Origin of the sequence: [Actinomadura] parvosata subsp. kistnae (genome assembly GCF_900323885.1) — a bacterium.
GTDB lineage: Bacteria > Actinomycetota > Actinomycetes > Streptosporangiales > Streptosporangiaceae > Nonomuraea > Nonomuraea composti.
Genome location: NZ_OOHJ01000018.1, coordinates 1,427,555 through 1,453,242, shown reverse-complemented (window position 1 = coordinate 1,453,242; position 25,688 = coordinate 1,427,555). Strand labels below are relative to the sequence as shown.

At 73.6% G+C, this 25,688-nt stretch carries 21 protein-coding genes and 1 pseudogene; 11 read left to right on the top strand and 11 right to left on the bottom strand.

The window, feature by feature from the left end; all coding sequences use genetic code 11:
• Positions 1 to 51: 51 nt before the first annotated feature.
• Complete coding sequence (locus KIS93_RS26710; protein WP_230465780.1) at positions 52 to 1,035, bottom strand: SGNH/GDSL hydrolase family protein; 984 nt, start codon at positions 1,033 to 1,035, stop codon at positions 52 to 54.
• A 126-nt stretch (positions 1,036 to 1,161) separates the two neighbouring features.
• Between KIS93_RS26710 and KIS93_RS26705 the strand changes: the two genes are divergently transcribed.
• The gene (locus tag KIS93_RS26705) at positions 1,162 to 2,532 is read left to right on the top strand and encodes a cystathionine beta-synthase (protein ID WP_080047477.1); all 1,371 of its coding nucleotides are present in this window, start codon (positions 1,162 to 1,164) and stop codon (positions 2,530 to 2,532) included.
• Here KIS93_RS26705 and KIS93_RS26700 read toward each other — a convergent pair.
• The gene (locus tag KIS93_RS26700) at positions 2,529 to 3,386 is read right to left on the bottom strand and encodes an NAD(P)-dependent oxidoreductase (protein ID WP_080045106.1); all 858 of its coding nucleotides are present in this window, start codon (positions 3,384 to 3,386) and stop codon (positions 2,529 to 2,531) included. The genes KIS93_RS26705 and KIS93_RS26700 overlap by 4 nt on opposite strands.
• A 65-nt stretch (positions 3,387 to 3,451) precedes the next feature.
• Between KIS93_RS26700 and KIS93_RS26695 the strand changes: the two genes are divergently transcribed.
• The gene (locus KIS93_RS26695) at positions 3,452 to 6,757 is read left to right on the top strand and encodes an ATP-binding protein (protein WP_335673905.1); all 3,306 of its coding nucleotides are present in this window, start codon (positions 3,452 to 3,454) and stop codon (positions 6,755 to 6,757) included.
• On the opposite strand, the pseudogene KIS93_RS68415 reads toward KIS93_RS26695, so the two are convergent.
• Positions 6,680 to 7,258: pseudogene (locus KIS93_RS68415) on the bottom strand (sensor histidine kinase); the annotation flags it as partial. The gene KIS93_RS26695 and the pseudogene KIS93_RS68415 sit on opposite strands and share 78 nt — an antisense overlap.
• 635 nt (positions 7,259 to 7,893) lie before the next feature.
• On the opposite strand from KIS93_RS68415, the gene KIS93_RS26685 reads away from it, so the two are divergent.
• Together KIS93_RS26685 and KIS93_RS26680 are read left to right on the top strand one after the other, a co-directional pair.
• The gene (locus tag KIS93_RS26685) at positions 7,894 to 8,088 is read left to right on the top strand and encodes a hypothetical protein (RefSeq protein WP_080045107.1); all 195 of its coding nucleotides are present in this window, start codon (positions 7,894 to 7,896) and stop codon (positions 8,086 to 8,088) included.
• 204 nt (positions 8,089 to 8,292) lie between these two features.
• On the top strand, positions 8,293 to 9,432 hold the full coding sequence (locus tag KIS93_RS26680; protein WP_080045108.1) for a cystathionine gamma-synthase: 1,140 nt from the start codon (positions 8,293 to 8,295) through the stop codon (positions 9,430 to 9,432).
• Positions 9,433 to 9,436: 4 nt separating this feature from the next.
• Here the strand turns inward: KIS93_RS26680 and KIS93_RS26675 are convergent, their stop codons facing one another.
• Both KIS93_RS26675 and KIS93_RS67615 read right to left on the bottom strand, forming a co-directional pair.
• Positions 9,437 to 9,868 (bottom strand): DUF2269 family protein, encoded by a 432-nt coding sequence (locus tag KIS93_RS26675; RefSeq protein WP_080045109.1) that lies wholly within the window; start codon positions 9,866 to 9,868, stop codon positions 9,437 to 9,439.
• Between the two features lie 10 nt (positions 9,869 to 9,878).
• On the bottom strand, positions 9,879 to 10,004 hold the full coding sequence (locus tag KIS93_RS67615; protein ID WP_268966912.1) for a hypothetical protein: 126 nt from the start codon (positions 10,002 to 10,004) through the stop codon (positions 9,879 to 9,881).
• A 139-nt stretch (positions 10,005 to 10,143) separates the two neighbouring features.
• On the opposite strand from KIS93_RS67615, the gene KIS93_RS26670 reads away from it, so the two are divergent.
• The 5 genes from KIS93_RS26670 to KIS93_RS26650 all read left to right on the top strand — a co-directional run bounded on the left by KIS93_RS26670 (position 10,144) and on the right by KIS93_RS26650 (position 16,952).
• Positions 10,144 to 10,557: a DUF6292 family protein gene (locus KIS93_RS26670; RefSeq protein WP_230465781.1), complete on the top strand. Its 414-nt coding sequence runs from the start codon at positions 10,144 to 10,146 to the stop codon at positions 10,555 to 10,557.
• Between the two features lie 57 nt (positions 10,558 to 10,614).
• Entirely contained in the window at positions 10,615 to 13,659 is a 3,045-nt protein-coding gene (locus tag KIS93_RS26665) for an ATP-binding protein (protein ID WP_080045111.1), read from the top strand.
• Between the two features lie 239 nt (positions 13,660 to 13,898).
• Positions 13,899 to 15,086 carry an FAD-dependent monooxygenase gene (locus KIS93_RS26660; protein ID WP_080045112.1) on the top strand — a complete coding sequence of 396 codons (1,188 nt, stop codon included), beginning with the start codon at positions 13,899 to 13,901 and terminating at the stop codon, positions 15,084 to 15,086.
• Between the two features lie 34 nt (positions 15,087 to 15,120).
• A complete protein-coding gene (locus KIS93_RS26655) occupies positions 15,121 to 15,951 on the top strand; it encodes a helix-turn-helix transcriptional regulator (RefSeq protein WP_230465782.1) in 831 nt (276 codons plus the stop codon).
• Positions 15,952 to 15,995: 44 nt separating this feature from the next.
• The gene (locus KIS93_RS26650; protein WP_155129070.1) at positions 15,996 to 16,952 is read left to right on the top strand and encodes a quinone oxidoreductase family protein; all 957 of its coding nucleotides are present in this window, start codon (positions 15,996 to 15,998) and stop codon (positions 16,950 to 16,952) included.
• Between the two features lie 89 nt (positions 16,953 to 17,041).
• Here KIS93_RS26650 and KIS93_RS26645 read toward each other — a convergent pair whose 3' ends face one another.
• From KIS93_RS26645 to KIS93_RS26630, 4 genes are all read right to left on the bottom strand, one after another.
• Positions 17,042 to 17,515 carry a GNAT family N-acetyltransferase gene (locus KIS93_RS26645; RefSeq protein ID WP_080045115.1) on the bottom strand — a complete coding sequence of 158 codons (474 nt, stop codon included), beginning with the start codon at positions 17,513 to 17,515 and terminating at the stop codon, positions 17,042 to 17,044.
• Between the two features lie 32 nt (positions 17,516 to 17,547).
• Positions 17,548 to 19,506 (bottom strand): vWA domain-containing protein, encoded by a 1,959-nt coding sequence (locus tag KIS93_RS26640; protein ID WP_080045116.1) that lies wholly within the window; start codon positions 19,504 to 19,506, stop codon positions 17,548 to 17,550.
• Between the two features lie 42 nt (positions 19,507 to 19,548).
• Entirely contained in the window at positions 19,549 to 20,307 is a 759-nt protein-coding gene (locus KIS93_RS26635) for a hypothetical protein (protein WP_080045117.1), read from the bottom strand.
• Between the two features lie 63 nt (positions 20,308 to 20,370).
• A complete protein-coding gene (locus KIS93_RS26630; RefSeq protein ID WP_230465783.1) occupies positions 20,371 to 21,735 on the bottom strand; it encodes a sigma 54-interacting transcriptional regulator in 1,365 nt (454 codons plus the stop codon).
• 198 nt (positions 21,736 to 21,933) lie between these two features.
• Between KIS93_RS26630 and KIS93_RS26625 the strand changes: the two genes are divergently transcribed.
• Together KIS93_RS26625 and KIS93_RS67610 are read left to right on the top strand one after the other, a co-directional pair.
• Entirely contained in the window at positions 21,934 to 23,112 is a 1,179-nt protein-coding gene (locus KIS93_RS26625; protein WP_080047479.1) for an FIST signal transduction protein, read from the top strand.
• A 19-nt stretch (positions 23,113 to 23,131) separates the two neighbouring features.
• Positions 23,132 to 24,379, top strand: a complete 1,248-nt coding sequence (locus KIS93_RS67610) for an ROK family protein (RefSeq protein WP_080045119.1) — start codon at positions 23,132 to 23,134, stop codon at positions 24,377 to 24,379.
• 70 nt (positions 24,380 to 24,449) lie between these two features.
• Here the strand turns inward: KIS93_RS67610 and KIS93_RS26615 are convergent, their stop codons facing one another.
• Together KIS93_RS26615 and KIS93_RS26610 are read right to left on the bottom strand one after the other, a co-directional pair.
• A complete protein-coding gene (locus tag KIS93_RS26615; RefSeq protein ID WP_080045120.1) occupies positions 24,450 to 25,133 on the bottom strand; it encodes a hypothetical protein in 684 nt (227 codons plus the stop codon).
• Complete coding sequence (locus KIS93_RS26610) at positions 25,130 to 25,675, bottom strand: RNA polymerase sigma factor (protein WP_080045121.1); 546 nt, start codon at positions 25,673 to 25,675, stop codon at positions 25,130 to 25,132. The genes KIS93_RS26615 and KIS93_RS26610 overlap by 4 nt, the downstream gene beginning before the upstream one ends.
• Positions 25,676 to 25,688 lie beyond the last annotated feature (13 nt).

Genomic DNA, 25,688 nt, shown 5'->3' with positions numbered 1-25,688 from the left:
GGGGAGTGACGGCTCCGGAGCGCAGAGTGACCGGCTGGAGGCGCGCGGCCGTCAGGCGTCGTTGACGGCCTCGCCGAGTCGCCGGCGGAACAACGTCGCCCACTTCCCGTGCAGGCCCGTCGCCCGCCCGTCGACCCTGGTCGCGGTGACCTCGGTGCCGGGCTCCTCCGCGGCCGTAGCCGCCGCGAGGTAGATCGGTTGCAGAGCTTCGCCGCGTGCGGGCCGGGGCTCAGGCCACAGCCCCAACGCAGCGCACACTGACGGTAGCACCGCGTAAGCGGCCTGCGCGTAACCTCGGTCACTTGGATGGAAACGATCGGGTCCGAACATTTCTGTCGGGTTTGTATCGAACTCGGGGCCCAGGACGTCGGCGAACGCCACCGTACGTCCGCCCGCGTCCACCACCGCGACCGTCTGCGCCGCGGCGAGCTGCCGGCTCCACCGGCGCGTCACCCAGCGCAGCGGCTGCGCGATGGGCCGCACGGTGCCGAGGTCGGGGCAGGTGCCGACGATCACCTCGGCGCCGGCGTCCCGCAGCCGCCGCACGGCCTTGGTCAGGTGTCGTACGGCGATGGCCGGCGGCGTCTGCGTGATGATGTCGTTGGCCCCCACGAAGATCACTGCCACGTCGGGCTCCATGGCCAGAGCCACGTCCACCTGCTCGGCCAGCTCCGCCGACGGCGCGCCGGACTTGCCCGCGACGACCAGCCGCACGGGCCGCTCGGCGACCGCGGCCAGGCCGTTGGCCAGCAGCACGGCGGGGGTCTTGGCCGGGTCGGTCACGCCCAGGCCCACGGAGGTGGAGTCGCCGAGCATCGCCATCTTGATCGGCTCGCCGGGGAACTCGCCGTACACGCCGTCGGAGGGCGGCCCGTCCAGGCCGTGGGGCTGGCCGATCGCCTTGCGGGCGAGCAGACCCTCGGCGATCAGCAGGCCGTAGGCCGTGGCTCCCAGAGCCGTCAGCCCACCGCCTCCGAGCGCCGCCGCTGTAGCGATCCTCCGCGCCGCGCGCGCCATGCCAGCTGCCCAGACCACGTACGTGCCTCCTCGGTCCAACTCGGCGGTAGCGTTTGCTTGGAACTAGCCGAGGGCCTGCCACCCCCACTGGATCTCGGCCGTTGGCAAGCTGACCAAGCTTCGGTGAAGAAGGTGAACACCTCGGTGCGCGTTTACGATTCCCTCGTCGACCTCATGGGGAACACTCCGCTCGTCCGCCTGCACAAAGTCAACGCGGGGCTGCCTGCGCAGGTGGTGGCGAAGGTCGAGTACTTCAACCCCGGCGGGTCCGTCAAGGACCGCATCGCCGTCCGCATGATCGAGGCCGCGGAGAAGTCGGGCGAGCTGCGCCCGGGTGGCGTGATCGTGGAGCCGACCTCCGGCAACACCGGCGTGGGGCTGGCCATCGTGGCCCAGCAGAAGGGCTACCGGTGCCTGTTCGTAGTGCCGGACAAGGTGGCCCAGGACAAGATCGCGGTGCTGCGGGCGTACGGCGCGGAGGTCGTGGTCTGCCCGACCGCGGTCTCGCCCGACCACCCCGACTCCTACTACTCGGTCTCCGACCGGCTGGCCCGCGAGGTGCCGAACGCCTGGAAGCCGAACCAGTACTCCAACGTCAACAACCCCGACTCGCACTACCACTCCACGGGCCCCGAGCTGTGGGAGCAGACCGACGGCCGGATCACGCACTTCGTGGCGGGCATCGGCACCGGCGGCACGATCAGCGGCACCGGGCGCTACCTCAAGGAGGTCTCGGGCGGGCGCGTGAAGATCATCGGCGCTGACCCGGAGGGCTCGGTCTACTCCGGCGGGTCCGGCCGCCCGTACCTCGTGGAGGGGGTCGGGGAGGACATCTGGCCGGCCACGTACGACACCGAGATCTGCGACGAGATCATCGCGGTGTCCGACAAGGACTCGTTCACCATGACGCGCCGCCTCGCCCGCGAGGAGGGGCTGCTGGTCGGCGGCTCGTGCGGCATGGCGGTCGTGGCGGCGCTGCGTGTCGCGGCGGCGGCGCAGCCCGGCGACATGGTGGTCGTGCTGCTGCCCGACGGCGGGCGCGGCTACCTGTCGAAGATCTTCAACGACGACTGGATGGCCGACTACGGCTTCCTGACCACCAGCTCCGACGAGGGCCTGGTCGGCGACGTGCTGGCGCGCAAGGGGCCGGGGCTGCCGGAGTTCGTGCACGCGCACCCGCACGAGTCGGTCGGCACCGCCATCGCGATCATGCGCGAGTACTCCGTGTCGCAGCTTCCGGTCATGAAGGAGGAGCCGCCAGTCATGGCGGCCGAGGTGATCGGCTCCATCGTCGAGCGCGACCTCCTCGAAGCCCTCTACCACGGCAGGCTCTCCTCCGACGATCCGATCTCCGATCACATGTCCGCGCCGCTACCCACGATCGGCAACGGTGAACCTGTGGCGCGTGCGGTGGAAGCGCTGGAGAAGGCGGATGCGGCGGTTGTGCTCGAAGACGGCAAGCCCGCCGGGCTGATCACCCGGCAGGACCTGCTCGCCTTCCTCGCCAACCACTAGGGCTTCTTGATGCTCTCGATCACGGTGCCGAGGCCCTCCTCGCCGCGGCCCTCGGCGTCGGCGCGCTCGAACAGCCGCAGCAGCGCCTCCGGCACCGTGGTCTCCACCCCGGCCTGCGTCAGCGCCTCCAGCGCGTGGCCGAGGCTGACCGCCTGCATGTGCAGGGAGTTCTCCCCGCCCGGGTAGACGCCGGCGGCGACCTCCTCCGCGAGGATCTTCGCGTACCCCATGGGGCCGTCGCCGCCGAGCTGCGTGAACAGCTCCCGCGCGAACGGCAGGAACTCCAGCGCCGACACCCCGGCCGAGCCCAGCATCGCCATGGCGTGCATGTGGCTGGTCAGGCTCGTCCAGAAGATCAGCAGCAGGGCCTGGTAGTACATCATCGCCAGGCCGTGGTCCGCCCCCACGTACGTGACCCCGCCGAGCGCCTCCAGCGTCGCCCGGTGCCGGTCGAGCACGTCCTGCGGGCCGCTGTAGAAGCTGTACGCGCCCGGCTGCCCGATCCCCGGCGGCGGCACCATGATGCCCGCCGTGATCAGCGTGCCGCCGCGCCCCGCCACCCACCGCGCCGCCTCGCGCAGCTCGTCCGGGGAGCCGGAGCTGAGGTTGACCACCACCTTCCCGTCCAGCCGCGCCTCGCCGAGGCTGTCGTACATCGCCTGGTAGCTGATCTGGCTGACCACCAGCAGCTCGCCGTCCGCCGCCGACGCCGCCCGCACCGCACCCTGGGCGACCAGCGGATCTGCCTTGCTCGCCGTACGGTTCCACACCTTGACCGCGTGGCCCGCGGCCAGGAACGTCTCGGCCATCTTCGACCCCATCGGGCCGAGGCCCACCACTGTCACGTCACTCATGCCCCCACCATCGGGCGGGCCGCTTCGGAAATCCTTCCGGCCCGCTACGGGTTGGTGGTGATGTGGTGCGTTTCGGGGTGCTCGGGCCGCTTGAGGTCCGTACGGACGACGGCTCGCCCGTACCGGTGGCCGAGGCCAAGGTGCGGGCGCTGCTGGCCGCGTTGCTCGCGTACGGGGGCGGCCCCGTACCGGCGGACCGGCTGATCGACGACCTGTGGGGCGGGCGGCCGACCCCGCTCGGCACCCTCCAGGCCCGCGTCTCCCAGCTGCGCCGCGCCCTCGGCGGCCCCGGCACGATCGTGCTCGAACCGGCCGGCTACCGGCTGGCCGCCTTCGACTGTGATGCGAGCCGCTTCCGCGCGCTCGTCGCCCGGCGCTCCCCGGATCCGCGCGTCCGGGCGGCCGAGCTGGAGGAGGCGCTGGGGTTGTGGCGCGGGCCCGCCTACGCCGACTTCACCGGCTTCGGCTTCGCCAGGGACGAGGCCGACCGGCTGGAGGAGCTGCGGCTCGGGGCGCTGGAGGAGCAGGCCGAGGTGCGGCTCTCCCTCGGTGAGCCCGTGGAGCTGGGCGAGCTGGTGGCGCGGCATCCGCTGCGCGAGCGGCTGGTGGCCGCGCACATGACGGCGCTGTACCGGGGCGGCCGGCAGGGCGAGGCGCTGGCCGCCTACCAGGGGCTGCGGGAGCGGCTGGCGGAGGAGCTGGGCGTGGACCCGGCCCCGGCGACGGCGGCGCTGTACGAGGCGATCCTGCGGCAGGAGCCCGCTCTCGGCCCGCCCGCCCCGCCGCCCATGAAGCCGCCCACGAACCTGCCCGCCCCCGTGACCGAGCTGATCGGGCGTGAGGCGGAGCTGGCCTCCGTACGCGCGTCGCTGGGCACGTCCCGGCTGGTGACCCTGACGGGGCCGGGCGGCGTGGGCAAGACGCGGCTCGCCCTGGCGGCGGCCGATGAGGTGACGCGCGGCGGCGAGAGCGACGGCGTGTGGCTGGTCGAGCTGGCCGGGGCGGTCGATCCGGCGGAGGCGGTGGCGGCCGTGCTCGGCGTGCGCGACGACGCGACCGCGCCGCTGCCCGACCGGCTGGCCGGGGCGGTCGCGGCCAAGCGGGTGCTGCTCGTCCTCGACAACTGCGAGCACCTGGTCGGCGCGGTGGCCGCGCTCGTGTCCACGCTGCTGCGGGCCGCGCCCGAGCTGCGCGTCCTCGCCACCAGCCAGGAGCCGCTGGGGGTGGGCGGCGAGTGCGTACGGGTGGTGCCGCCGCTGCCGGAGGCGGAGGCCGTCCGGCTGTTCACCGCACGCGCGGACGTCGAGGCGAGCGAGGCGGTGGCCACCGTCTGCCGGCGGCTCGACGGCATCCCCCTCGCCCTGGAGCTGGCCGCCACCCGCGTGCGGGCACTCGGCGTGGAGGAGCTGGCCGGGCGGCTGGACGACCGGTTCCGCCTGCTCACCGCCGGGATGCGGGACGCCCCCGCCCGGCAGCGCACCCTGCGGGCGATGATCGACTGGAGCTGGGAGCTGCTGACCGGCGCGGAGCGGACGGTGCTGCGGCGGCTGGCCGTGCACGCCGACGGGTGCACGCTGGAGGCGGCCGAGGAGGTCTGCGCCGAGCCGGGGCTGGACGTGCTCGACCTGCTGGCCCGGCTGGTGGATCGTTCGCTGGTGGTACGGGTTCCGGGCGCTTCCTCCGGAGGAGGGCCCCGCTACCGGCTGCTGGAATCGGTCGCCGCCTACTGCGTGGAGCGGCTCCGGGAGGCCGGGGAGCACGAACTGCTCCTGGAGCGGCACGCCCGCTACTACACGGCGCTGGCCGAGCGGGCCGATCTGCGGGGGCCGGGGCAGCGGGAATGGCTCGCCCGGCTCGACGCGGAAAGCGCCAACCTGCGGCTCGCGCTCGCGGGGCCGGAGCCGGTGCGGCTGGTCAACGCGCTGAGCTGGTACTGGATCCTGCGCGGGAGGCTGCGGGAGGCCCGGCGCGCCCTGACCACCGCGCTGAACGGGCGTGCGGCGGCAGCCGGCGGCCCGGAGGTGGCGCGGGCCTCGGTGTGGCTGGCGGCCGTGGAGCTGCTGATCGGCGGGCCCGCGACGCCCGTCCGCCGCGACGAGCTCGACCCCGCCGGGGCGGCGCTGGCCGACTGGCTTCTCAGCCACGTCCGGTGGGCGTACGGCGACCGGCGGGCGCACGAGGCGGCGGCCGAGCGGGCGCTGGCCGCGTTCGAGGCACTGGGCGACCGCTGGGGCGTCGCCGCGGCCCTGTGCCTGCGCGCCAAGCTCGCCGTCGGGCGCGGCGACCTGGCCGCCATGGAGCGCGACGGGGAGCGGGCGCTGGCGATGTTCAGGGAGCTCGGCGACGCGTGGGGCCAGATCGAGGCCATGGACGGGCTCGACCGGGTGGCCGAGATGCGCGGCGACTACGCCAGGTGCGCGCGGCTGCGCGAGGAGGGGCTGCGGATGGCGGAGGAGCTGGGGTTCGAGGTGTCGTTCAAGCTGGCCGGGCTCGGGCGGATCGCGCTGCTGGCCGGCGACTACGCGCTGGCCGACGACTACCACGAGCGGGCCAGGGTGCTGGCGGTCGAGCAGTCGTCCATGTCCGCCGAGGAGAACGCGCTGCTCGGGCTGGCCATGAGCGCCCGGCGGCAGGGCCGGTACGCGGAGGCGGAGTCGTACCTGCTGCCCGTCCTGGAGTGGCTGCGGCAGGTGCGGGGGACGCCCGGGATCGCGTTCGTCATGGCGGAGCTGGGCTTCGCCGCCGAGCAGCGCGGCGACGCCGGGACGGCGCTGGCCCGGCACCGCGAGGGGTACGCCGCCGCGCGCGCCAGCGGGGATCCCCGTGCCGTGGCGCTCGCCCTGGAAGGGCTGGCGGGCGCTCTCTCCCTGGACGCGCCCGCGGGCTCCGGGGCGGAGGCGCTGGAGCGGGCGGGGCTTGACGGCGACGAGCGGCTGGTCGAGGCGGGCAGGCTGCTCGGCGCGGCGTCGGCCGTCCGGCGATCGGTCGGAGCGCCACTGCCGCCGGGCGAGCGCCTGGACGTGGACCGCGCCTCGGCACGCCTGCGCGCGGCATTCGGCGAGGAGGGCTTCCGGCGAGCCCTGGCGTCAGGGGAGGAGGTGTTCGAGCGGGCGCTGACGTCATCCGGGGAGGAGGTGTTCGAGCGGGCGCTGACGTCATCCGGGGAGGAAGTGCTCAGCCGGGCGCTGACGTGGTCGGGAGAGGACGTGCTCGGCCGGACGTCCGGGTCAGGGGAGCGGGAACTCGGCGATGACTTCCCAGGCGCCCTCGTGACCCGGCCCCGCGTAGAGCCGGCCGCCCAGCGCCTCCACCCGTTCGGCCATCCCGACCAGCCCGAACCCGCCGCCCAGTCGCGACACCCGCGGATCTGACCCCGACCCGAAGTTGCGCACCCGCAATACCACCACCCGCTCGTGCCGCCGCAGGTCGGCCTCCACCCAGGCGGTGCGCGCGGCGTGCTTGCGGATGTTCGTCAGCGACTCCTGGAGCACCCGGTGCAGGGTGGTCATGACCTCGGGCGGCAACGTGCGGTCGTCGATCCCCGCCCCGATCTCGAACGCCACCTTCGGCCCCTCCGCCGAGAACCGCTCGGTCAGCATCCGCAGGTCGGCCAGGGTGACACCGGGCCGGCGGTCCGCGTCGTCCTCCGTGCGCAGCACCGCGACCATGCGCCGCATCGAGGTCAGCGCGTCGGAGCCGGCCGTCGCGATCGCGTCGAGGGCGGGCAGCACCGCCTCCGGCTTCGTCTCGGCGACCGTGCGGGCGGCCTGGGCCTGCACGACGATGCCGGTGATGTGGTGGGCGACCAGGTCGTGCAGCTCCCTGGCCAGCTCCAGGCGCTCCGCCCGGCGTACCGAGTGCACGGCCTCCATCCGGCGTTCCTGCTGGAAGCGCAGGTAGCCGCCGATGCCGGCGGCCGTCGACCAGCCCGCGAACAGCAGGAACGCCGACGCCAGCCCCGAGCTCTGGTAGTCGCGCGCGCTGGCCTCCGTCATCAGCACGACCAGCGCCACGCACGCCAGCACGGCCGCCCGGCGGACCGGCTCCACGTGCCGCAGCACCCCGATGAGCAGGACGAGCAGCGAGCCCGTCTCCGCGATGCCCGGCGCGGCGTTGAAACCGGCGCTCTGGATCAGCAGTGAGGTGCCCAGCGACAGGGCCAGCATGAGGCTGAACCCCTCCAGCCGGTACCTGCGCCGCAGCGCCACGGCCACGACGCCGCCCACGCTGCAGGCCAGCACCAGCCACTGGAAGCCGCTGACCACGCCGGCCAGGACGAGGTCGAGCATCAGCAGCATGCCGAGCCAGCCGTACATGGCCAGCTCGCTCAGCCGGCGCAGCCAGTACACGAGGCGCTTGGTATCCCCCACGGCGTCGAGCCTAAGCCGGAAGTCGGACATCTCGTATCAACCGTTCGGCCGAGAGGCCCGGGCGGAGACCAGCCCTTCAGCGGAGGCGGCGCAAGGGGGCCTTCACCGATGCTGGAGTGGTCGGAAGGGGAGAAGACATGGTTGCCATCGGGTTCGCGTTGCTGGGAGTGGGACTGGTCGTGGGCGTGCTGCTCGCGCTGGCCGACCCCGTGCTGCTCTCCCGCATCAACGGGGAGCGGGCGGAGGGCGGCAGCGGCCGGTACATCGAGGCGGACGTGGTGCGGCTCTCGCCCCGGCCGGGCGAGGACCGTCACGAGCCCAAGGCGGCCTGACAGGCCCGGCTCGCGCGGGCATGGTGCGCGAGCCCGCACGGGAGCTACGTGGGGACGGGCTCCCGTGCACGGCCCGCGATCCGGAGGGGACCGGATCGCGGGCCGTTCCGCGTGATGGTCCGCGCGCAGGAGAGGGCCGTTTCGCGGGACGGCCCGCGCTCAGGGGCGGGCCGTTCGCGTGGCGGCGGCCTGTAACGTGGCCTTATGAGCAACGGTTTTGAGACCCTGGCCATCCACGCAGGTCAGGAGCCCGACCCGCTGACCGGCGCGGTCGTGCCGCCGATCTACGCCACGTCCACCTACAAGCAGGACGGCGTGGGCGGCCTGCGTTCGGGATATGAGTACAGCCGCTCGGCCAACCCCACCAGGACCGCGCTCGAATCCGCGCTGGCCGCCGTGGAGGGCGGGGCGCGCGGGCTGGCGTTCGCGTCGGGGCTGGCCGCCGAGGACACCCTGCTGCGCACGGTGTGCAAGCCGCAGGACCACGTGATCATCCCGAACGACGCCTACGGAGGCACGTACCGGCTGTTCGCCAAGGTGCACGAGCGCTGGGACCTGCACTACGACCCGGTGCCGCTGCACGACCTCGACGCCGTGGCCGCGGCCATGACGCAGAAGACGAAGGTCGTCTGGGTCGAGACGCCGACGAACCCGCTGCTCGGCATCGCCGACATCGCCGCGCTGGCGCAGCTCGCCCACGACAACGGCTCGCTGCTGGTCGTCGACAACACCTTCGCCTCGCCGTACCTGCAGCAGCCGCTCGCCCTGGGCGCCGACGTGGTCGTGCACTCGACCACCAAGTACGTCGGCGGGCACTCCGACGTCGTGGGCGGCGCCCTGGTGGCCGCCGACGCGGGGCTCGGTGAGGAGCTGACCTACCACCAGAACGCGATGGGCGCGGTGGCCGGGCCGTTCGACGCGTGGCTGACGCTGCGGGGGCTCAAGACGCTCGGCGTACGCATGGACCGCCACTGCGACAACGCCGAGCGCGTCGTCGACCTGCTGCTCGCCCACCCGCGCGTGACCGAGGTGCTCTACCCCGGGCTGCCCGACCACGCCGGGCACGAGGTGGCGGCCAAGCAGATGCGCAGGTTCGGGGGCATGGTGTCGTTCCGCGTCGCCGGGGGCGAGGCGGAGGCCGTGGCCGTGTGCGACCGGGCCAAGCTGTTCACGCTGGGCGAGTCGCTCGGCGGGGTCGAGTCGCTCATCGAGCACCCGGGCCGGATGACGCACGCCTCGGCGGCGGGCTCGCCGCTGGAGGTGCCCGCCGACCTGGTGCGGCTCTCGGTCGGCATCGAGACGGTCGACGACCTGCTCGCCGACCTCACCCAGGCACTCGGCTGAGCGGTTATTCAGGCACGACCATCAGGAACAGGATCACCAGCCAGATCACGGACAGCAGCCCGCTGATCGCGGCGATCCGCCCGTTCTGCACCTTGGCGTCGTCGTCGGCGCTCTCGCTGGAGAGCGCCTGAACGGCGGTGCGCAGGTCACGGTCGATGATCACCAGCATGACGGCGGCCACGATGAACAGCGTCATGGACGCCGTCATGTACCATCGGCCGAGCACGCCGCCGCCGAGCACGATGCCGAGCACCAGCCCGAACACGAACACACCCAGGCTCCCGAGGCTGTAGATCCTCGTGAGGCGCTGGATGAACTGCAGCGCGGGCACGTTCTTGGTGCGGATGGCGCGCGGCGCGGACATCGTCGCGGCGGTCACCGGCCCGATCGTGAAGATCGCGAAGCCGATGTGCAGCCAGAGAAGCAGGGACGGCATGGCAGAGAGACTAGTCCCCGGTGATCTCGCCGGGGGACTCGACACTCTCTTTGCCGTCACCAGAGCAGCGCATGCACAGCTCCGTGGTCGTCACCGCGACGACCATGAGCACGATGAGGAGTACCGCGGCAATCATGGGAACCCCTCCTTCCCCGTGTCGGACGTAAATATCGTCCGTAATGACTAGACGGACGTGCAACGGAATAAGTTCGCCGCGGGTATCGTTGCGTACCGCCGCTTTTTCCTTACCGTCTGGACACAAGGGGGTGCCGTCCGTGGCCATCAGGCACGTCGAGCCGTACACCGACGAGTGGCTTCAGCAGCCGATCAGCTACGTCCAGCAGGTCGTGGAGCTGCTCGGGGACGAGGTCGCCGACTGGTGGGAAGGCCCGTGCGATCCCAGGGACGCCACCCTCAGGCTCACCGACGGCACCGCACTGGTGTGGGACGAAGAGAGCGGCTGGCGCCTCGGCACGTTCGTCTCGGGCGGCCGCGGCCGGCACACCGAGCTGACCGGCGTCCGCTACCTCGGCCACGGGCTGCTGCCCCGGCCCGAGCGCGTCCCCTCGGCCCTTCAAGACGCGCGCGCCGGCGTGGGCGCCAGCTCGGCCTGGCGGCCCTGCTACCGCTCGCACCGCAACTGCCGCGACGGCTTCGACGTCGCCCTCGACTTCTACGCCCTCGCCTGAGCCCCGGCCCTCCCGGCCTCGGCGGGCGCTGATCGGGGCCGGTGGATAATCACCGGCATGCGGTTCGGGATCCTCGGTGAGACCAGGGCGTGGCGCGCCGACGGGGCGGGGGTGCCGCTGGGCGGGCCCGCTCGCCGCGCGTTGCTGGCGTTGCTGCTCGTACGTCCCCGCGCGGTCGTGTCCGCCGACCGGCTGGCGGAGGAGATCGCCCCGGCCGGGGCTTCGGCGCATGCCCTGCACTCGCAGGTGTCCCGCCTGCGTGCGGCCCTCGGGGCGGAGGCCGTGGTCGAGCGGGCCGGGGCCGGTTACCGGATCATGGTGGCTGACGAGGACGTGGACGCCTGCCGGTTCGAGCGGCTCGCGGCCGAGGGGCGGGACGCGCTCCGTGACGGCGATGCCGGGCGGGCGGTGCCGCTGCTGCGCCAGGCACTGGCGCTCTGGCGGGGGCCGGCGCTGGCCGACCTGCCTGAGAGCGGGATGGCGCGGGCCGCCGCCGTGCGGCTTGAGGAGCTGCGGCTGGCCGCCCTGGAGGACCGGGCCGAGGGGGAGCTGCGGCTCGGCTCGCACCGCGCGGTCGTCCCCGAGCTGCGCGAGCTGGTCAGCCGGCATCCCCTCCGCGAACGGGCGGCGGGGCTGCTCATGCGGGCACTGTCGGCGGACGGCGGGCAGGCCGAGGCGCTGGCCGTGTTCGAGGAGACCCGGCGGCACCTCGCCGAGGAGCTGGGCGCCGACCCGTCGGCCGAGCTGGCCGGGCTGCACCGGGAGCTGCTGAGCGCCGGCCCGTCGCCGTCGCCGGTCGCGCCGCCCGCCCAGCACACCTCCTTCGTGGGCCGCGCGGCGGAGCTGGCCGAGATCGGCGAGCTGCTGCGGGTGGCCCGGCTCGTCACGCTGACGGGGCCAGGCGGGGTGGGCAAGACCCGGCTGTCCGCCGAGGTGGCCGCCGCGTCGGCGGGCGGCGCGGCCCTGTCGGCCGAGGTGGGCGCCGCGTCGGTCGGTGGCGCGGCCCCGTCGGTTGAGACCGTCCCGGCGTCGGCCGGGAGCGCCGGCGGTGCGGGCGGTGAGGTGTGTTTCGCGGAGCTGGCCGCTCTGCGTGACGGGGCCGGGCTGGCGCAGGCGTTGCTGGGCGCGCTCGGGTTGCGGCAGAACGGGCTGCAGCTCGCCGATGGCCCGCGGGCCCCGCTCGACCGCCTCATCACCGCCCTGTCGGACCGCCACCTGCTGCTCGTCCTCGACAACTGCGAGCACGTCGTCGACGAGGCCGCCGCGCTGGTGTCGCGCCTCCTGGCGACCTGCCCGCGGCTGCGGGTGCTGGCCACCAGCAGGGAGCCGCTGGGCATCATCGGCGAGCACGTCCGGCCGGTGCGCCCGCTGGACGGCGACGCGGCGGCCCGGCTGTTCACCGACCGGGCGCGGGCCGCCCGCCAGGGCTTCGCCGCCGACCCCGCGCTGGTGCGCCGCATCTGTACGGCACTCGACGGCCTCCCGCTGGCCATCGAGCTGGCCGCGGCCCGGCTGCGCACCCTGGACGTGCACGACCTGGCCGGCCGGCTGGACGACCTGCTGGGCGTCACCGCGCGCGGCGCCCGCACGGCCGAGCAACGGCACCGCACCCTCCGTACGGTCGTCGGCTGGAGCTGGGACCTGCTCGGCGAGGACGAGCAGCGGGCCGCCCGCCGGTTCACGGTCTTCGCCGGCGGCGCGACCGCCGAGGCCGCGCTGCGGGTGTGCGGCACGGACGGGGACACCCTGGAGTCCCTGGTGGACAAATCGCTTCTGGAGCGGGTGCCAGGGGTGGCGCCGGTCAGCGGCTCGGAGCTGGTCGAGGGCTCGAAGCCGGCTGGTGGCCGGTTCAGGATGTTGGAGACGATCCGGGCGTACGGTGCCGAAAGGCTGGAGGCGGCGGGGGAGCGGGAGGAGGCCAGGCACGCGCACGTCCGGCACTACCTGGAGCTGGCGCAGGCGGCTCACCCGCACCTGACGCGGGCCGGGCAGCTCGCCTGGCTGCCGGTCCTGGCGGCCGAGCACGGCAACCTGCTCGCGGCCCTGCGCTGGGCGGTCCGGGCGGGGCAGGCAGAGTCGGCGTTGCGGCTGCTCGGGGCGGCTTCGGCGTACCTGTGGATCCGGGGCGTGTCCGCGTCGGCGGCGCCCGAGGCGATCGCGTTGCTCGACGCAGCCGGTGACGCGCCCCCGCCGCCGGGGCTGGGCGAGGAGTACGTGACGTGCGTGCTGCTGGCGGCGGCCGTCCCCGCCGGGCGGGCGGCCTGGCAGCGGCACCGCGGGGCGGCGGGGGAGGCGCTGGCCGCCGCGTGGCAGGGCCGGCGGACCGGACGGTATCCGGCCGCGCTGCTGCTGTGGATGATGCACAATGCGGGCGAGCCCGACCCGGACGACGCCTACGACCTCGTGTCCGGCCTGGGGGACAGCCCGGACCCGTGGGTGCGCGCGGTGGCCCGATATGTGTCCGGGTTCGGGGTGCTCGGGGCGGGTGACACCGGGGCGGCCGAGCGGGCGTTCAGGGAGGCGGCGGACGGGTTCCGCGCGGTCGGCGACCGCTGGGGGAGGGCGCTCGCCCTCGACTTCCTGGCCGGGCTGGCGGGCGGCAGGGGCGACCGGGAGCAGGCGATCCTGCTGACCGACCAGGCGCTCGCCCTCACCGACGAGCTCGGCGCGCTGGAGGACTCCGCCGACCTGCTGGTCAACCGGGGCGACCACCTGGCCGCCGGCGATCCGGAGGCCGCCCGCGCCGACTACGCGCGGGCCGCCGCGCTGGCCCGCCGCGCCGGCAGCCCGGCCGGCCTGGCCGCCGCCCTGCGCGGGCTGGGCGACCTCGCCCTCCTGCACGGCGACCTGGCGGAGGCCGAGCGCCTCTACACGGACGCCCTCGAACGCATCGACCCGCACTGGGTCAAGAGCATCGGCAACCGGGTACGCGCGCTGGCCGGGCTCGGCCGTACCGCCGAGGCACGCGGCGACCACGCCACGGCCCGCACGCACTACCGGCGCGCCGCGGGATTCGCGGCGGCGATGGGCCCCTCCGTCCCCGACGCCCTGCGCCTCCTGGGCCTGCCCCAACCTGTCGTCGAGGCGGTGAGCGGCCCGTGAGCAGGCGCTGAGCGGGCGCTGAGCAGGCGGGCACCCCGCCGGAGCCCGCCGTGGGCGTGCGGTGAGCGGGCGGGCGGCGCGCTGGGGCCGGTGGTGAGCGGGCGGGCGGCGCGCTGGGGCCGGTGGTGAGCAGGCGGGGAGCCCGCTCGGGCCGGTGGTGAGCAGGCGGGGAGCCCGCTCGGGCCGGTGGTGAGCGGGCGGTGAGCCGGTGGTGAGCCGTTCGCGGCAGGCTCGCCGTCATGAGAAACCGTGACGTCCTGATCTCCGGCGCCTCCGTCGCCGGCCCCGCCCTCGCCTACTGGCTGCGCCGCCACGGCTTCAACCCGACGGTCGTCGAGCGTGCCCCGGCGCTGCGTGACGGCGGTTACGCCGTCGACTTCCGCGGCCGGGCGCACCTGACGGTGCTGCGCCGCATGGGCATCCTCCAGGCGGTCGAGCAGGCCCGCACCGGCATGGGCTCCATGTGGTACGTCAATGACGCCGGCCAGCCGCAGGCCAAGCTGCCGGCCGACCTGTTCTCGGGCGACGTCGAGATCCTGCGCGGCGACCTGGCCCGCATCCTGTACGACGCCACCCGGCAGGGCACCGAGTACGTCTTCGGCGACTCGATCACCTCGCTCACCGAGGACGCCGACGGGGTGAGCGTCACGTTCGAGCGTTCCGCGCCCCGCCGTTTCGACCTGGTCGTCGGCGCCGACGGCCTGCACTCGAACACGCGCCGGCTGGCGTTCGGCCCGGAGGAGCGGTTCGTCAGGCACCTGGGTGTCTACTGCGCGATCTTCACCACGGCCAACCATCTCGGCCTGGATCATGTCGGCCACGCGTACCGGACGGGGAGCAGGCTCGTCGCGATGTACAGCGCCCGCCACAACGCGGAGGCGAAGGCGGTCTTCTACTTCGGCTCGCCGCTGCTGGACCTGGACCGCCGTGACGTGGCCCGCCAGCAGGACGTTCTGGCCGAGCACTTCACGGGCAACGGCTGGCAGAGCGATCACCTGCTGCGCGAGATGCGGCGGGCGCCGGACTTCTACTTCGACTCGGTCGGCCAGGTCCGCCTGGACAGGTGGACGCGGGGCCGGGTCGCGCTGCTCGGCGACGCCGCGTACTGCCCGTCGTCCCTGTCGGGCATGGGCACGGGGCTGGCGCTGGTGGGTGCGTACGTGCTGGCGGGCGAGCTGGCCGCGGCCGGCGGGGACCACCGCGTCGCCTTCGCCCGGTACGAGGAGGAGCTGCGCGCGTACGCGGAGGGATGCCTGAAGATGGGCGACGGCGTGGCCAAGCTCATGATCCCGAGCAGCCGCCTGGCGGCCTCGCTGCTCAACCGCTACTACAAGATCATGCCGTACCTGCCGGGGAAGAACATGGCGGCGAACATCGCCCGCAAGGCCGCCGAGAACATCACCCTGCGCGACTACCCAAGGAAGTAGCACGAAGGGGACGAACGTCGCTTATCGTGTGTCCGTGACCGCCGCACAACGCCGCCGCGACCAGCTCAAGGAGTTCCTGCGTGCCAAGCGCGAGGCGCTGACGCCCGCCGACGTCGGCATGCCGGCCGCCGGCCGCCGCCGCACCCCCGGGCTGCGCAGGGAAGAGGTGGCCGTGCTCGCCGGGGTCGGGGTGTCCTGGTACACGTGGCTGGAGCAGGGGCGCGACATCAAGGTCTCCGACGCCGTGCTCGACGCGGTCGCCCGCGCGCTGCTGCTGGACGAGGCGGAGCGCGCGCACCTGTACGTGCTGGCCGGGCTGAACCCGCCGGACCCCGCCGGGCAGCCGGGCGCGCCGGTCGGCGACCAGCTCCGCGCGGTGCTGGACGCGTGGCTGCCGAACCCGGCCCACGTGCTGGACCGGCACTACAACCTGGTCGCCATGAACGCGGCCTCCCGGACGGTCTTCGGCTACGACGACGACGTCCGCAACTGCATGGTGGCGTTCTTCACCCACCCGATCTATCGCAGCCGGTTCACGGTCTGGCACGAGTTCGCCCCCGACATGGTGGCCGACTTCCGTGCCTCGGCGGCCCGCTACCCGGACGACCCGGTGTTCGGGCAGATCGCCGACGAGCTGCGCGCGGTCAGCCCGGACTTCGCCGAGCTGTGGGCCCGGCCCGACGTGCGCTCCCGGTCGCAGGGCGTCAAGGCGATCACGCATCCCGAGGCCGGGAAGCTCGTCTTCGCGTACTCGCTGTTCCGGCTGCCGGACCGGGCGGACCTGAACGTGGTGCTGCACACGCCGGACCCCGCCACCGACACCAAGGAGAAGGTCGAGAGGCTGGTGCTCGTACACCCAGGATGAGCTGACACTGCCTCGGCCGGGGCCGTCCCCGCACGATGGACGGCATGAGAGCAATCACGATCCCCGAATTCGGTGACGCCGGCGTCCTTCGGCTGGACGAGGTCAAGACCCCCGAGCCGGGCCCGGGGCAGGTCGCCATCGACGTGGCCTACGCGGGCGCGAACTTCGCCGAGATCCTCTACCGGCAGGGCATCGCGGACGTGCCGCTGCCGTTCGTGCCCGGCATCGAGGTGTCCGGCCGCGTACGGGCGCTCGGCCCCGGCGTCGAGGGGCTGCGCGTGGGGCAGCCGGTCGCCGCGCTGACCATCGTCGACAGCGGCGGTTACGCCGAGGTGGCGGTCACCGCCGCCGACCTGGTGGCCCCGCTCGACGGGTACGACCTGGAGCCGGGGCTGGCGGCGGCGCTGCCGTCCAACAGCACCACGGCGTTCCTGGTGCTCGACCGGGTGGCCCGCATCGAGCCGGGGGAGAGCGTGCTCGTGCACGCCGCCGCCGGCGGCGTGGGCAGCCAGCTCGGCCAGGCCGCCCGCCTGCTCGGCGCCGGCCGCGTGGTGGGCACGGTGGGCAGCGCCGCGAAGATCGAGGCGGCCAGGGCTTTCGGGTACGACGACGTCGTGCTGCGCGAGGAGGCGTCTGGCCGGTTCGACATCGTGGTGGACATGGTGGGCGGCCCGGCCCGCCGGAGCAGCCTCGACCTGCTCGCGCCGATGGGCCGGATGGTCGTGATGGGCAACGCCTCCGGCGCTGAGGACGTCGGGATCCCGGCCAACGAGCTGTGGCTCAGCAACAAGACGGTCTCCGGGTTCAACCTGGCCGCCTTCTCGGCCGCGTTCCCCGAGGAGGCCGGGCGGGCGCTGCGCCGCGCCGTGGCCGGGGCCGCGAGCGGTGACCTGCGGGTGCGGGTGGAGTCGCTGCCGCTGGAGCAGGCCGCGCAGGCCCACCGCCGCATCGAGTCCGGCCGCACGACCGGCAAGCTGGTGCTCGAAGTGGCACGGCACTGAGGCTTCCATGGCTCCCGGCCCGGGATGCCGGGCACGCTCGTCCGCTCCGCGGCCCGGTCGTGCCCGGAGGGTGGCAGGTCGCTGTGGCGTCAAGAGGCTCCCGGCGGCGGTGCGTGCAGCACGAGCAGGACGTGCTCGTCGTCGCCGTGCCGCACCGTGCCCGCCCGCTCGAACCCGTGCCTCTCCAGCAGCCGCACCGACGCCGTGTTGCCGTGGAAGGGGTCGGCGTACAGGGGCCGGTGCCGCTCCTTGGCGAGGAAGAGCCCGAGCGCGCGGGTGCCGATGCCGCGCCCCCAGAACGCCCGCCCGAACCAGTAGCCGATGAAGCGCCGATCGCCCTCCCACCACGCCACCACGTTGCCCGCCAGCTCGTCTCCCACCATGACGGCCTGCACGAGCCCAGTGGGATCGCCGAGGACGTTCGTCTTCCAGTGACGCAGGAACGCCTCCCGCTCCCGGGGCCGGAACCGGGAGCGCCGCACGGCCTCCGGATCGTGCTCCTGCTCCAGGAACACCTCCAGATCGACCTCCGTCACGTCCCTGATCAGCACGATGTCGTCCATGCCGGCCGAGTCTGCCAGCCGCCACCGACAGTTCAGCGAGCCCGTCGCAACCGCAGGAAGTCGCTGACGACGTACTCGCCGAGCCGTTCGGCGCTCGGGGAGAAGACCCGGCCGCCGTTCCTGCGGGCCACCTCGTCCACGAACTCCTTGAGCCGGTCGTCGGCCGCCAGCATGAACACGTTGATCGTGGCCCGCCGCCGCGTCATCTTGTCGACCTCGGCCAGCGTCAGCTCCAGGGTCTCGTGCGACGGCGGCCACTCGAACGCCGACCGGCCGTTGCGCATGAGGTGGGCGGTGGGCTCGCCGTCGGTCACCACGAGCACGACCGGCTCGAAGTCGGGGTGGCGGTCGAGGTGGCGGCCGGCGATGAGCAGGGCGTGGTGCAGGTTCGTGCCCTGGACCATGTCCCAGTCGAGGCCGGCCAGCTCGTCGGGCTGCAGCACCCTGGCGTAGTTGGAGAAGCCGATGATCTGCACGGCGTCCTGCGGGAACTTGGAGGCGACCAGCGCCTGCAGGGCCAGCGCGGTCTGCTTGGCGGCGGCCCAGGTGCCGCGCAGGGCCATCGAGTACGACAGGTCCACCAGCAGGCAGACGGCCGCGGCGCTGCGCCGCTCGGTCTCGGCCACCTCGAAGTCGTCCACCGACAGCCGCACGCCGACCCGGTCTCCGAGCGTGACGCCGCCGCTGCGCACGCCGTTGACCAGCGTGCGGACGACGTCGAGCGGCTGCTCGTCGCCGAACCGCCACGGCCGCGACGAGCCGGTCAGCTCGCCGGCCGAGCCCGCGTCGTGCTGGTCGTGGTCGCCGCGGCGGCCCGCGTCGAGCGAGGAGAAGACGCGGCGCAGCGCGGTCTCGCCCAGGCGGCGCACGGCCTTCGGGGTCAGCTCCAGCTTGCCGCGGCGGCGCAGCAGGTAGCCCTGCTCCTCCAGCTCGCGTTCGATGCGCTTGAGCGCCTCCAGGTCGTCCACCGCGGAGCGGCCGAGCGCGCGGCGTACGGCGGCTTCGTCGATGTCGTCGAGCCGCGCGCCCGGGTAGTCCTGGCGCAGGGCGGTTTCGAGCTGGGTGAGGTCGGCCAGCTCCTCCAGCGCGGTGACGGCGTCGCCCATGCCCAGGGGCTCGTCGCCGGTGAGGCGTTCGGGGGCGTTCCAGGCCAGGTCGGGGCGGCGGGCGTAGAGGGCCTCGCCGAGCCGGCGCATCTGGTCGGACAGGCCCGCCTGGTCGAGGGTCTGGTTGATGAGGTTGCTCAGCTCCTCGCGCTGGCGCGGCGTCATCGAGGCGAGCATGCGCTGCGTGGCGGCGGCGCGGCGGGCGAGGATGTCGACGAGCTCGTCGAGGTTGCGGGGCTTCTCGGGGAACAGGTCCCCGTATTTCGCCATGAAGGAGTCGAAGTCGGCCTGGGTGTGCTCGCCCCTGGAGTCCTTGTCCAGCATGTCGTTCAGGTCCGACATCATCTGCCGGACCCGCTCCATCGCCTCCGGGTCAGGGTTGGCCAGCGCGTCGCGCAGGCCCCTGAACTGGCTGTCCAGCACCTCCCTGCGCAGCAGGTCGCGCAGCTCCTCGAACGTCTGCCTGGCCGCGTTCGAGCGCCACTCGTACGTGCTCAGCTCCTGGATGGCGCTGGCCGTGTCCTCGGGCAGCGCGTCGAGCCCCGCCTCCCGCAGCCGCGCGTCGTCGGACGGGTCGGGGAACAGCTCGGCCCGCTCCTGCCCGATCGCCTTGTCCAGCAGGGCCCTGGCGCGCTCCAGCGTGCCGTCGAGCCGCCCGCGCTCGCGCAGGTCGCGGCGGCGCCTGCGGACCTCCCTGAGCATGTCGTCGAGCCCGCGCCGCTCCTGCGCGCCGGGCAGGCCGCGCTTGAGCAGGTCGCGCAGGGCGTGCACGGGCGTCGAGCCCGACAGGATGGCGTCGCCCATCTCGTCGAGCGCCGCTCGTACGTCGTAGGGAGGGGCCAGGGGGTCGGGGCCGTCGTGGTACTCGCCATAGCGAAAGGCCATCACGAAACCACGCTAACCCGAGAAGCGGCTCTTTGTGTGGGTTCAGGCGTCGCCGTAGACCTCCCACACCTCGTTCAGCGCGTCCACGCCCGGCGTGTAGTCCACCTTCACCAGCACCGGGTGCGCGGCGCCCTTGAGCGCCTTGGTGAGGTCCTGCCACGTGCACATCTTCTTGCCGAGGCCGTTCCTGTCCGCGTTCACCGGCTTGCCGGCCAGCCAGGCGTCGCCGCACCTCGCCGTGGTGCGGTAGAAGGCCGTCGTGTACGCGTACCCCAGCTTGATCTGCTTGCCGCCGGTGGTGAGCAGGACGGACGTGTCGCCGGCCCGCTTGATCGTGCCGGTCGCCGTGCGGGGGCTGCCCCAGCTCGCCACCAGGACCTCGTTGACCTTCGTGGCCTTGCCGCCCGCGTGCTCGACCCGCACCGGCACCGGGCCGCTGCCCAGCTCGTCCGCCAGGTGCGCGGGCGTGCACTTCGTGCGCCCCAGACCCTTGGCGTCGACGGCGACGCGGCCCTCGGTCTCCTTCAGGTCGCACGCGGTCGTGACCCGCCCGTACGCGGCCTTGGTGTAGTCGAGCCGCAGCTCCTTCGCCTTCGGCAGGGCCTTGAACGCGAACGTCCGCCGCGTCGCCCGGGAGGCCGACTTCGGCACGATGCGCAGGTGCCCCTTGCCGTCGGCCCAGGCGAAGCCGTACACGGCCGAAGCCGCCTCGGCGGGCACGCTCAGGGAAGCCGCGCCCAGGGGGACGACGCTCAGGGGAACGGTGGCAGCGGCGGTGGCAAAGGCGACGAGCAGGCGCATGAACGGTCTCCCCCGAACAAAGTGATCAGACATCCACTATGACGCGAGAGACCGCCGACCCGTTCACGTCCGGTAAACCGTGACTCCGTCAAGGTCTTCCTTGGACAGCCGCCGCATGAGGTAAAGCCCTTCGAGGGCGAACTCCAGGGCCGCCGCCGCGTGCCCCGGCGACTCCTCGCCCGTGCCCATGCCCAGCCGCGCCATCACCTTGGCCAGCCCCGCCACCGGCCCGATGCGGTGCAGCAGCTCGGCCGCCGGCACCAGCTCGCCCGACTCCACCTGGGTGCCCTCGGCGAACTTGTCGGTCAGCGCCGACAGGTCCATGCCGCCCAGCCGGCTCCTGAACGTCTCGGCCGTCGCCCGGCGCAGCAGGTGGGCCAGGATCTCGGTCTCCCTGCCCTCCTCGCTGACCTCGAACTCCACCTTGCCCCGCAGGCTGTGCACCACGCACCCCAGGTCCACCACGCGGGTGACCGCCTGCTCCTCGCCGGCGATCGCCGCCCGGCGCACGGCCGAAGCGGCCGCGGTCTCGGCCGCCGCGATCGCGAAGCGGGCCGACACGCCCGAACGGGAGTCGACCGCCGTCGACTCGCGGACCAGCCGGGTGAACCGGGCGATCACCTCGACCAGGTGCTCGGGGACGTCGGCCCCGATGTCCGGCACGGACTCCTGGCGGATGAGGGCCAGCTCGTGCTCGACCGTCAACGGGTAGTGGGTGCGGATCTCGGCGCCGAAACGGTCCTTCAGAGGCGTGATGATCCGGCCGCGGTTGGTGTAGTCCTCGGGGTTGGCGCTGGCGATGAGCAGGATGTCGAGAGGCAGCCGCAGGTTGTAGCCGCGTACCTGGATGTCGCGCTCCTCCAGCACGTTGAGCAGCGACACCTGGATGCGCTCGGCCAGGTCGGGCAGCTCGTTGACGGAGAAGACACCCCGGTTGGTGCGCGGCACCAGGCCGTAGTGGACCGTTTCGGGGTCGCCCAGCGTGCGCCCCTCGGCGATCTTGATGGGGTCGACGTCGCCGATCAGGTCACCCACCGACGTGTCGGGCGTGGCCAGCTTCTCGCCGTACCGCTCGTCCCGGTGCTTCCACGCGACGGGCAGCTCGTCGCCCAGCTCGCGCGCCAGCTTCCGGCAGCGCGTGCAGACCGGCTCGTACGGATGGTCGTTGATCTCGCAGCCCTCGACCACCGGCGTCCATTCGTCGAGCAGGCCCGTGACCGTGCGGATGAGCCGGGTCTTGCCCTGACCCCGCTCACCGAGGAGGACCAGATCGTGCCCGGCGAGCAGGGCCCGCTCCAGATGCGGCAGGACGGTGTCGTCGAAGCCCACGATGCCGGGGAAGCGCGGCTCGCCCGCGCGCAGCCTGGCCAGCAGGTTTTCCCGGATCTCGGCCTTGACGGTGCGATGAACGTGGCCGCTCTCTCGCAACTCGCGGAGAATACGTGGCTGATGCACGGGATCGAGACTACGTCCCCTGCGAGGAATGTGGCAGAGACTTTCGCATCTGGCGGAGATTTCGGATCTTGACTATTGCGTGACGGTTCGTGGGCGTGCTTGTCCCTTTAGTGGGGAGAATCGGGCCTAGGGAACTTGGACATGTCGAGGGAGGCGAGACCCGTGGCCTTGATGACCAGCCGCTTCGCCGACGGCCTCGCCGTGGGTTCCGACCTGGTGGAGGCCGCGGAGAACGCCGTCGGCCAGGCACTGTCGAGGCTCAGCGGCCAAGCCGACCTGGTCTGCTTCTTCATCTGCGGCGACGATCCCGACGACGTCGCCCGCGCCGGCCAGGCCGCGATGAAGCTCGCACCCGAGGCGCACGTGATCGGATGCAGCGCCACCGGCGTGATCGGTGACGGGCAAGGAGTGGAGCTGACGCCCGCCGTGAGCGCGTGGGCGGCCACCCTCGAAGGGGCGCGGCTGACCACGTTCGCCCTGGAGACGCTGACGGCCGAAGACCGGTTCGTGGTCGTCGGGCTGCCCGAGCGCGGCGGCGACGACCACGTCGCGATCCTGCTCGCCGACCCGTACAGCTTCCCCACGGACGCCTTCGTCGAGCGCTCCGTGGACGTGCTGGGCGACCTGCCGCTGATCGGCGGCCTCGCCAACGGGCTGCAGGGACGAGGCTCCGTACGGCTCTTCGCCGACGGCGAGATCTACACCGAAGGCGCCATCGGCGTGCTGCTCAGCGGCCCGATCAAGATCAGCACCGTGGTGAGCCAGGGCTGCCGGCCCATCGGCCCCAGCATGGTCGTCACCGCCTCCGAGGACAACCTCCTGCTGGAGCTGGCCGGCCAGCCCGCCCTGGCCCGCCTGGAGGACATCGTCAGCGAGCTCGACGAGGACGACCGCGAGCTCGTCGCCTCCGGGCTGCAGATCGGCCTCGCGATGGACGAGTACGCCGAACGCCACGAACGCGGCGACTTCCTCATCCGCGGCGTCATCGGCATCGACCCCGAGCGCGAGGCCGTCGCCATCGGCGACATCGTCGAGGTCGGCCGCACCGTCCGCTTCCAGGTCCGCGACGCCGCCACCGCCGACGAGGACCTGTACGACGTCCTCGACGCGCACCGCGAGGAGCTCGGCCGGGTCGAAGGGGCACTGCTGTTCTCCTGCAACGGGCGGGGCTCGGCCATGTTCGGCACCGCCGACCACGACCCCGTCGCCCTCCGCGACACCCTCGGCCCCATCGGGGTGGCCGGCTTCTTCTCGGCCGGCGAGGTCGGGCCCGTGGCCGGGCACAACCACGTGCACGGCTTCACGGCCTCCGTCCTGGTGTTCTCCTCCAGCACGTCGGGCGGGTCGTGAGCGTATACGGCCGACGCTCGTGATCCTGGCCGTCGACGTCGGGGGCACCAAGATGGCCGCCGGGCTGGTCGCCCACGACGGCACCGTGACCGGGACCAGGCGGATCGCGACACCGCAGGGCGCCGACGCCGAGACCCTGTGGCAGACGCTCGCCGACCTCATCGCCCCGCTCGCCCCCGGCGCCGAAGGGGTGGGGGTCGGCTGCGGCGGCCCGCTCACCTGGCCCGACGGCACCGTCTCGCCCCTCAACATCCCCGGCTGGCGCGGCTTCCCCCTGCGCGCCCGCCTGGCCGCCCTGCTCCCCGGCTTACCGGTACGGCTGCACAACGACGCCGTCTGCCTGGCCGTGGCCGAGCACTGGCTGGGCGCCGGACGGGGCAGCACGGACATGCTCGGCATGGTCGTGTCCACGGGCGTGGGCGGCGGCCTCATCCTCGGCGGACGCCTCCACCACGGCCGCACCGGCAACGCCGGCCACATCGGCCACGTGGTGGTCGAACCGGCGGGCGGCCCCCGCTGTGGCTGCGGCGGCCACGGCTGCCTGGAGGCCATCGCCCGAGGCCCGGCCCTGGTCACCTGGGCCTTGTCCCACGGCTGGACCCCCGGCACCACCTCCGCCGCGTCCCCCACCGCAACACTCCGCGACGGGACGGATCACGAGACCGCCCGGGCTGGTGCGGTGCTGCTTGACTCGGCGGACGGTGGCGACGGTAGGCCCGCTGCGGCGTTGTGTGGCTCGGCGGACGGCGACGGCATCGGGCCCGCTGCGGTGCTGCGCGGCACGGCGAGCGGCGGTGGCGCCGGGGCCGGTGCGCCTGTGCGCGACGCGACGGAGCCCGGCGCCGTGGGGACCGCCGCGACGGTGGGGCGGGCCACGGGATGCGGTGCCTCGCGGGGCGGGGCAGTGGCGAACGGCGCGTATGCGGAGGATCGGGCCGTGACGGCGCGGCAGCTCGCGGCCGACGCGCAGGCTGGGGACGTGGTCGCGGCGCGGGCGATGCGCCGTGCCGGCCGGGCGCTCGGCGTCGCTCTCGCCTCCGTGACGCACCTGTGCGACCTCGACGTCATCACCATCGGCGGCGGCCTGTCGCAGGCGGGCGAGCCGCTGTTCGGCCCGCTGGAGGAGGCGTTGCGGGAGCACGCCAGGATGGGGTTCGCCCGCCACGTGCGGGTCCTGCCCGCCGCACTGGGCCAGGACGCCGGCCTGGTGGGCGCCGCCGCCCTGCTGCTGGCGGACGACACCTACTGGCCGCCCCAGAACGCCTGACGCCCCGCCAATGCGGGCCCGGCGGCCCCCGTGCTGCTCGGGAGGGTGCCGCCGGGCCCCACAAGGGGCGTCAGCCGGTCTTGCTGTCCAGGGTCGGCCCCTGGCCGGGCTGCTCCGTGCTCGTGTCGAACCCGGGCCCCTCGTCCTGCCCCTTCGTGGTCCCGTCCCCGGTGGGTGCGGGCAGCGGGACGGCCCGGCAGGGGGAGACGGTGCCCTTGACGACGCTGAGGTCCAGTGCCGTGGGCGCCTTGTCGTCGCCCTCCTTGCTCTTGGAGACGGTCAGGACCAGCGTGTGGTCGGCCCCGACCTGCCCGTCCTCGATCGTGAAGGTGAGCGTCTTGCCGCCCTTCCCGGCGCCGATGCGGGCCGCGAACCGGCCGGCGGTGTCGCCGGCGGGCTCGCCGCGCGGCTTCTCGCAGGTCTGTCCGGGCGGGAGGTAGTCGACGACGGCACGGATCCCCGCGTCGCCCAGCGCGACTTCGAGCCCTTCCGGGTCGGTGAACGTGTTGATCTCCACGCTGACCTTGCCGTCGGCGCCGCGGGTCACCGCGTACGCGGGCCCGCCGAGCAGGCCGCCGGCCAGGACTGCCGCGGTGGCGGCCGCCGCGACCCCCGCCACCGCGGCGGACAGCCCCACGACCCGTCGCCGGGAGCGGCCCGGGGCCGGTGTCACCGTCGTCATCATGTGCTCCGCCTTCCTCGTCGTGATCTCTTCCTTGAGTGCACTGAGAAGGCGATCTTCGAAGTTGCTCATGCCTGTCCTTCCAGGTACACGGCCGAGGGCGACGCGAGGCGTTCGAGGGCACGCCGGGCCCTGTGCAGGCGGACTCGCGCGGTGACCTGCCTGATGCCGAGCGCCTGGGCGGCCTCGCCGACGGTGAGCTGGTCGATGGCGACGAGCTCCAGCACCGCGCGCTCGCCCTCCGGCAGGCTGTCCATGGCCTTCAGGGCGTTGCGCATCTGCCGCTCGGCGTCGATCCGCTCCTCCATCCTGGCGAGGTCGTCGTCGTCCATCAGGCGCCGCCCGGCCAGGCGGCCGGTGGCCCGCGCCTCGCGCGCGGCCTGGCGGTGCCGGGCCGACACGACGTTGCGTGCGATGCCGTACAGCCAGGCTGTCTCGTTGCCCCGGCCGGGCACGTAGGTGTGCGCGGAGTCCAGGGCCGCCAGGAAGATGTCGGCCGTCAGGTCGGCGGCGAGGTGAGGATCACTCACTCGCCGGACCACGAAACGCATCACGGCATCGACGTGGCGGCGGTAGAAGGCCTCAAAGGCCGCAGGGTCCTCGTGGAGGCGCACAGGCCTCGCTCCC

Bases quoted from the DNA above. Each gene is read 5' to 3' on its own strand.
- KIS93_RS26680 (WP_080045108.1), top strand. From the start codon at position 8,293: ATGAGCAACGGTTTTGAGACCCTGGCCATCCACGCAGGTCAGGAGCCC.
- KIS93_RS67615 (WP_268966912.1), bottom strand. From the start codon at position 10,004: ATGATTGCCGCGGTACTCCTCATCGTGCTCATGGTCGTCGCGGTGACG.
- KIS93_RS26635 (WP_080045117.1), bottom strand. From the start codon at position 20,307: ATGCGCCTGCTCGTCGCCTTTGCCACCGCCGCTGCCACCGTTCCCCTG.
- KIS93_RS26700 (WP_080045106.1), bottom strand. From the start codon at position 3,386: ATGAGTGACGTGACAGTGGTGGGCCTCGGCCCGATGGGGTCGAAGATG.
- KIS93_RS26615 (WP_080045120.1), bottom strand. From the start codon at position 25,133: ATGAGCAACTTCGAAGATCGCCTTCTCAGTGCACTCAAGGAAGAGATC.
- KIS93_RS26650 (WP_155129070.1), top strand. From the start codon at position 15,996: ATGAGAGCAATCACGATCCCCGAATTCGGTGACGCCGGCGTCCTTCGG.
- KIS93_RS26640 (WP_080045116.1), bottom strand. From the start codon at position 19,506: ATGGCCTTTCGCTATGGCGAGTACCACGACGGCCCCGACCCCCTGGCC.
- KIS93_RS26665 (WP_080045111.1), top strand. From the start codon at position 10,615: ATGCGGTTCGGGATCCTCGGTGAGACCAGGGCGTGGCGCGCCGACGGG.
- KIS93_RS26625 (WP_080047479.1), top strand. From the start codon at position 21,934: ATGACCAGCCGCTTCGCCGACGGCCTCGCCGTGGGTTCCGACCTGGTG.
- KIS93_RS26645 (WP_080045115.1), bottom strand. From the start codon at position 17,515: ATGGACGACATCGTGCTGATCAGGGACGTGACGGAGGTCGATCTGGAG.
- KIS93_RS26675 (WP_080045109.1), bottom strand. From the start codon at position 9,868: ATGCCGTCCCTGCTTCTCTGGCTGCACATCGGCTTCGCGATCTTCACG.
- KIS93_RS26660 (WP_080045112.1), top strand. From the start codon at position 13,899: ATGAGAAACCGTGACGTCCTGATCTCCGGCGCCTCCGTCGCCGGCCCC.
- KIS93_RS26685 (WP_080045107.1), top strand. From the start codon at position 7,894: ATGGTTGCCATCGGGTTCGCGTTGCTGGGAGTGGGACTGGTCGTGGGC.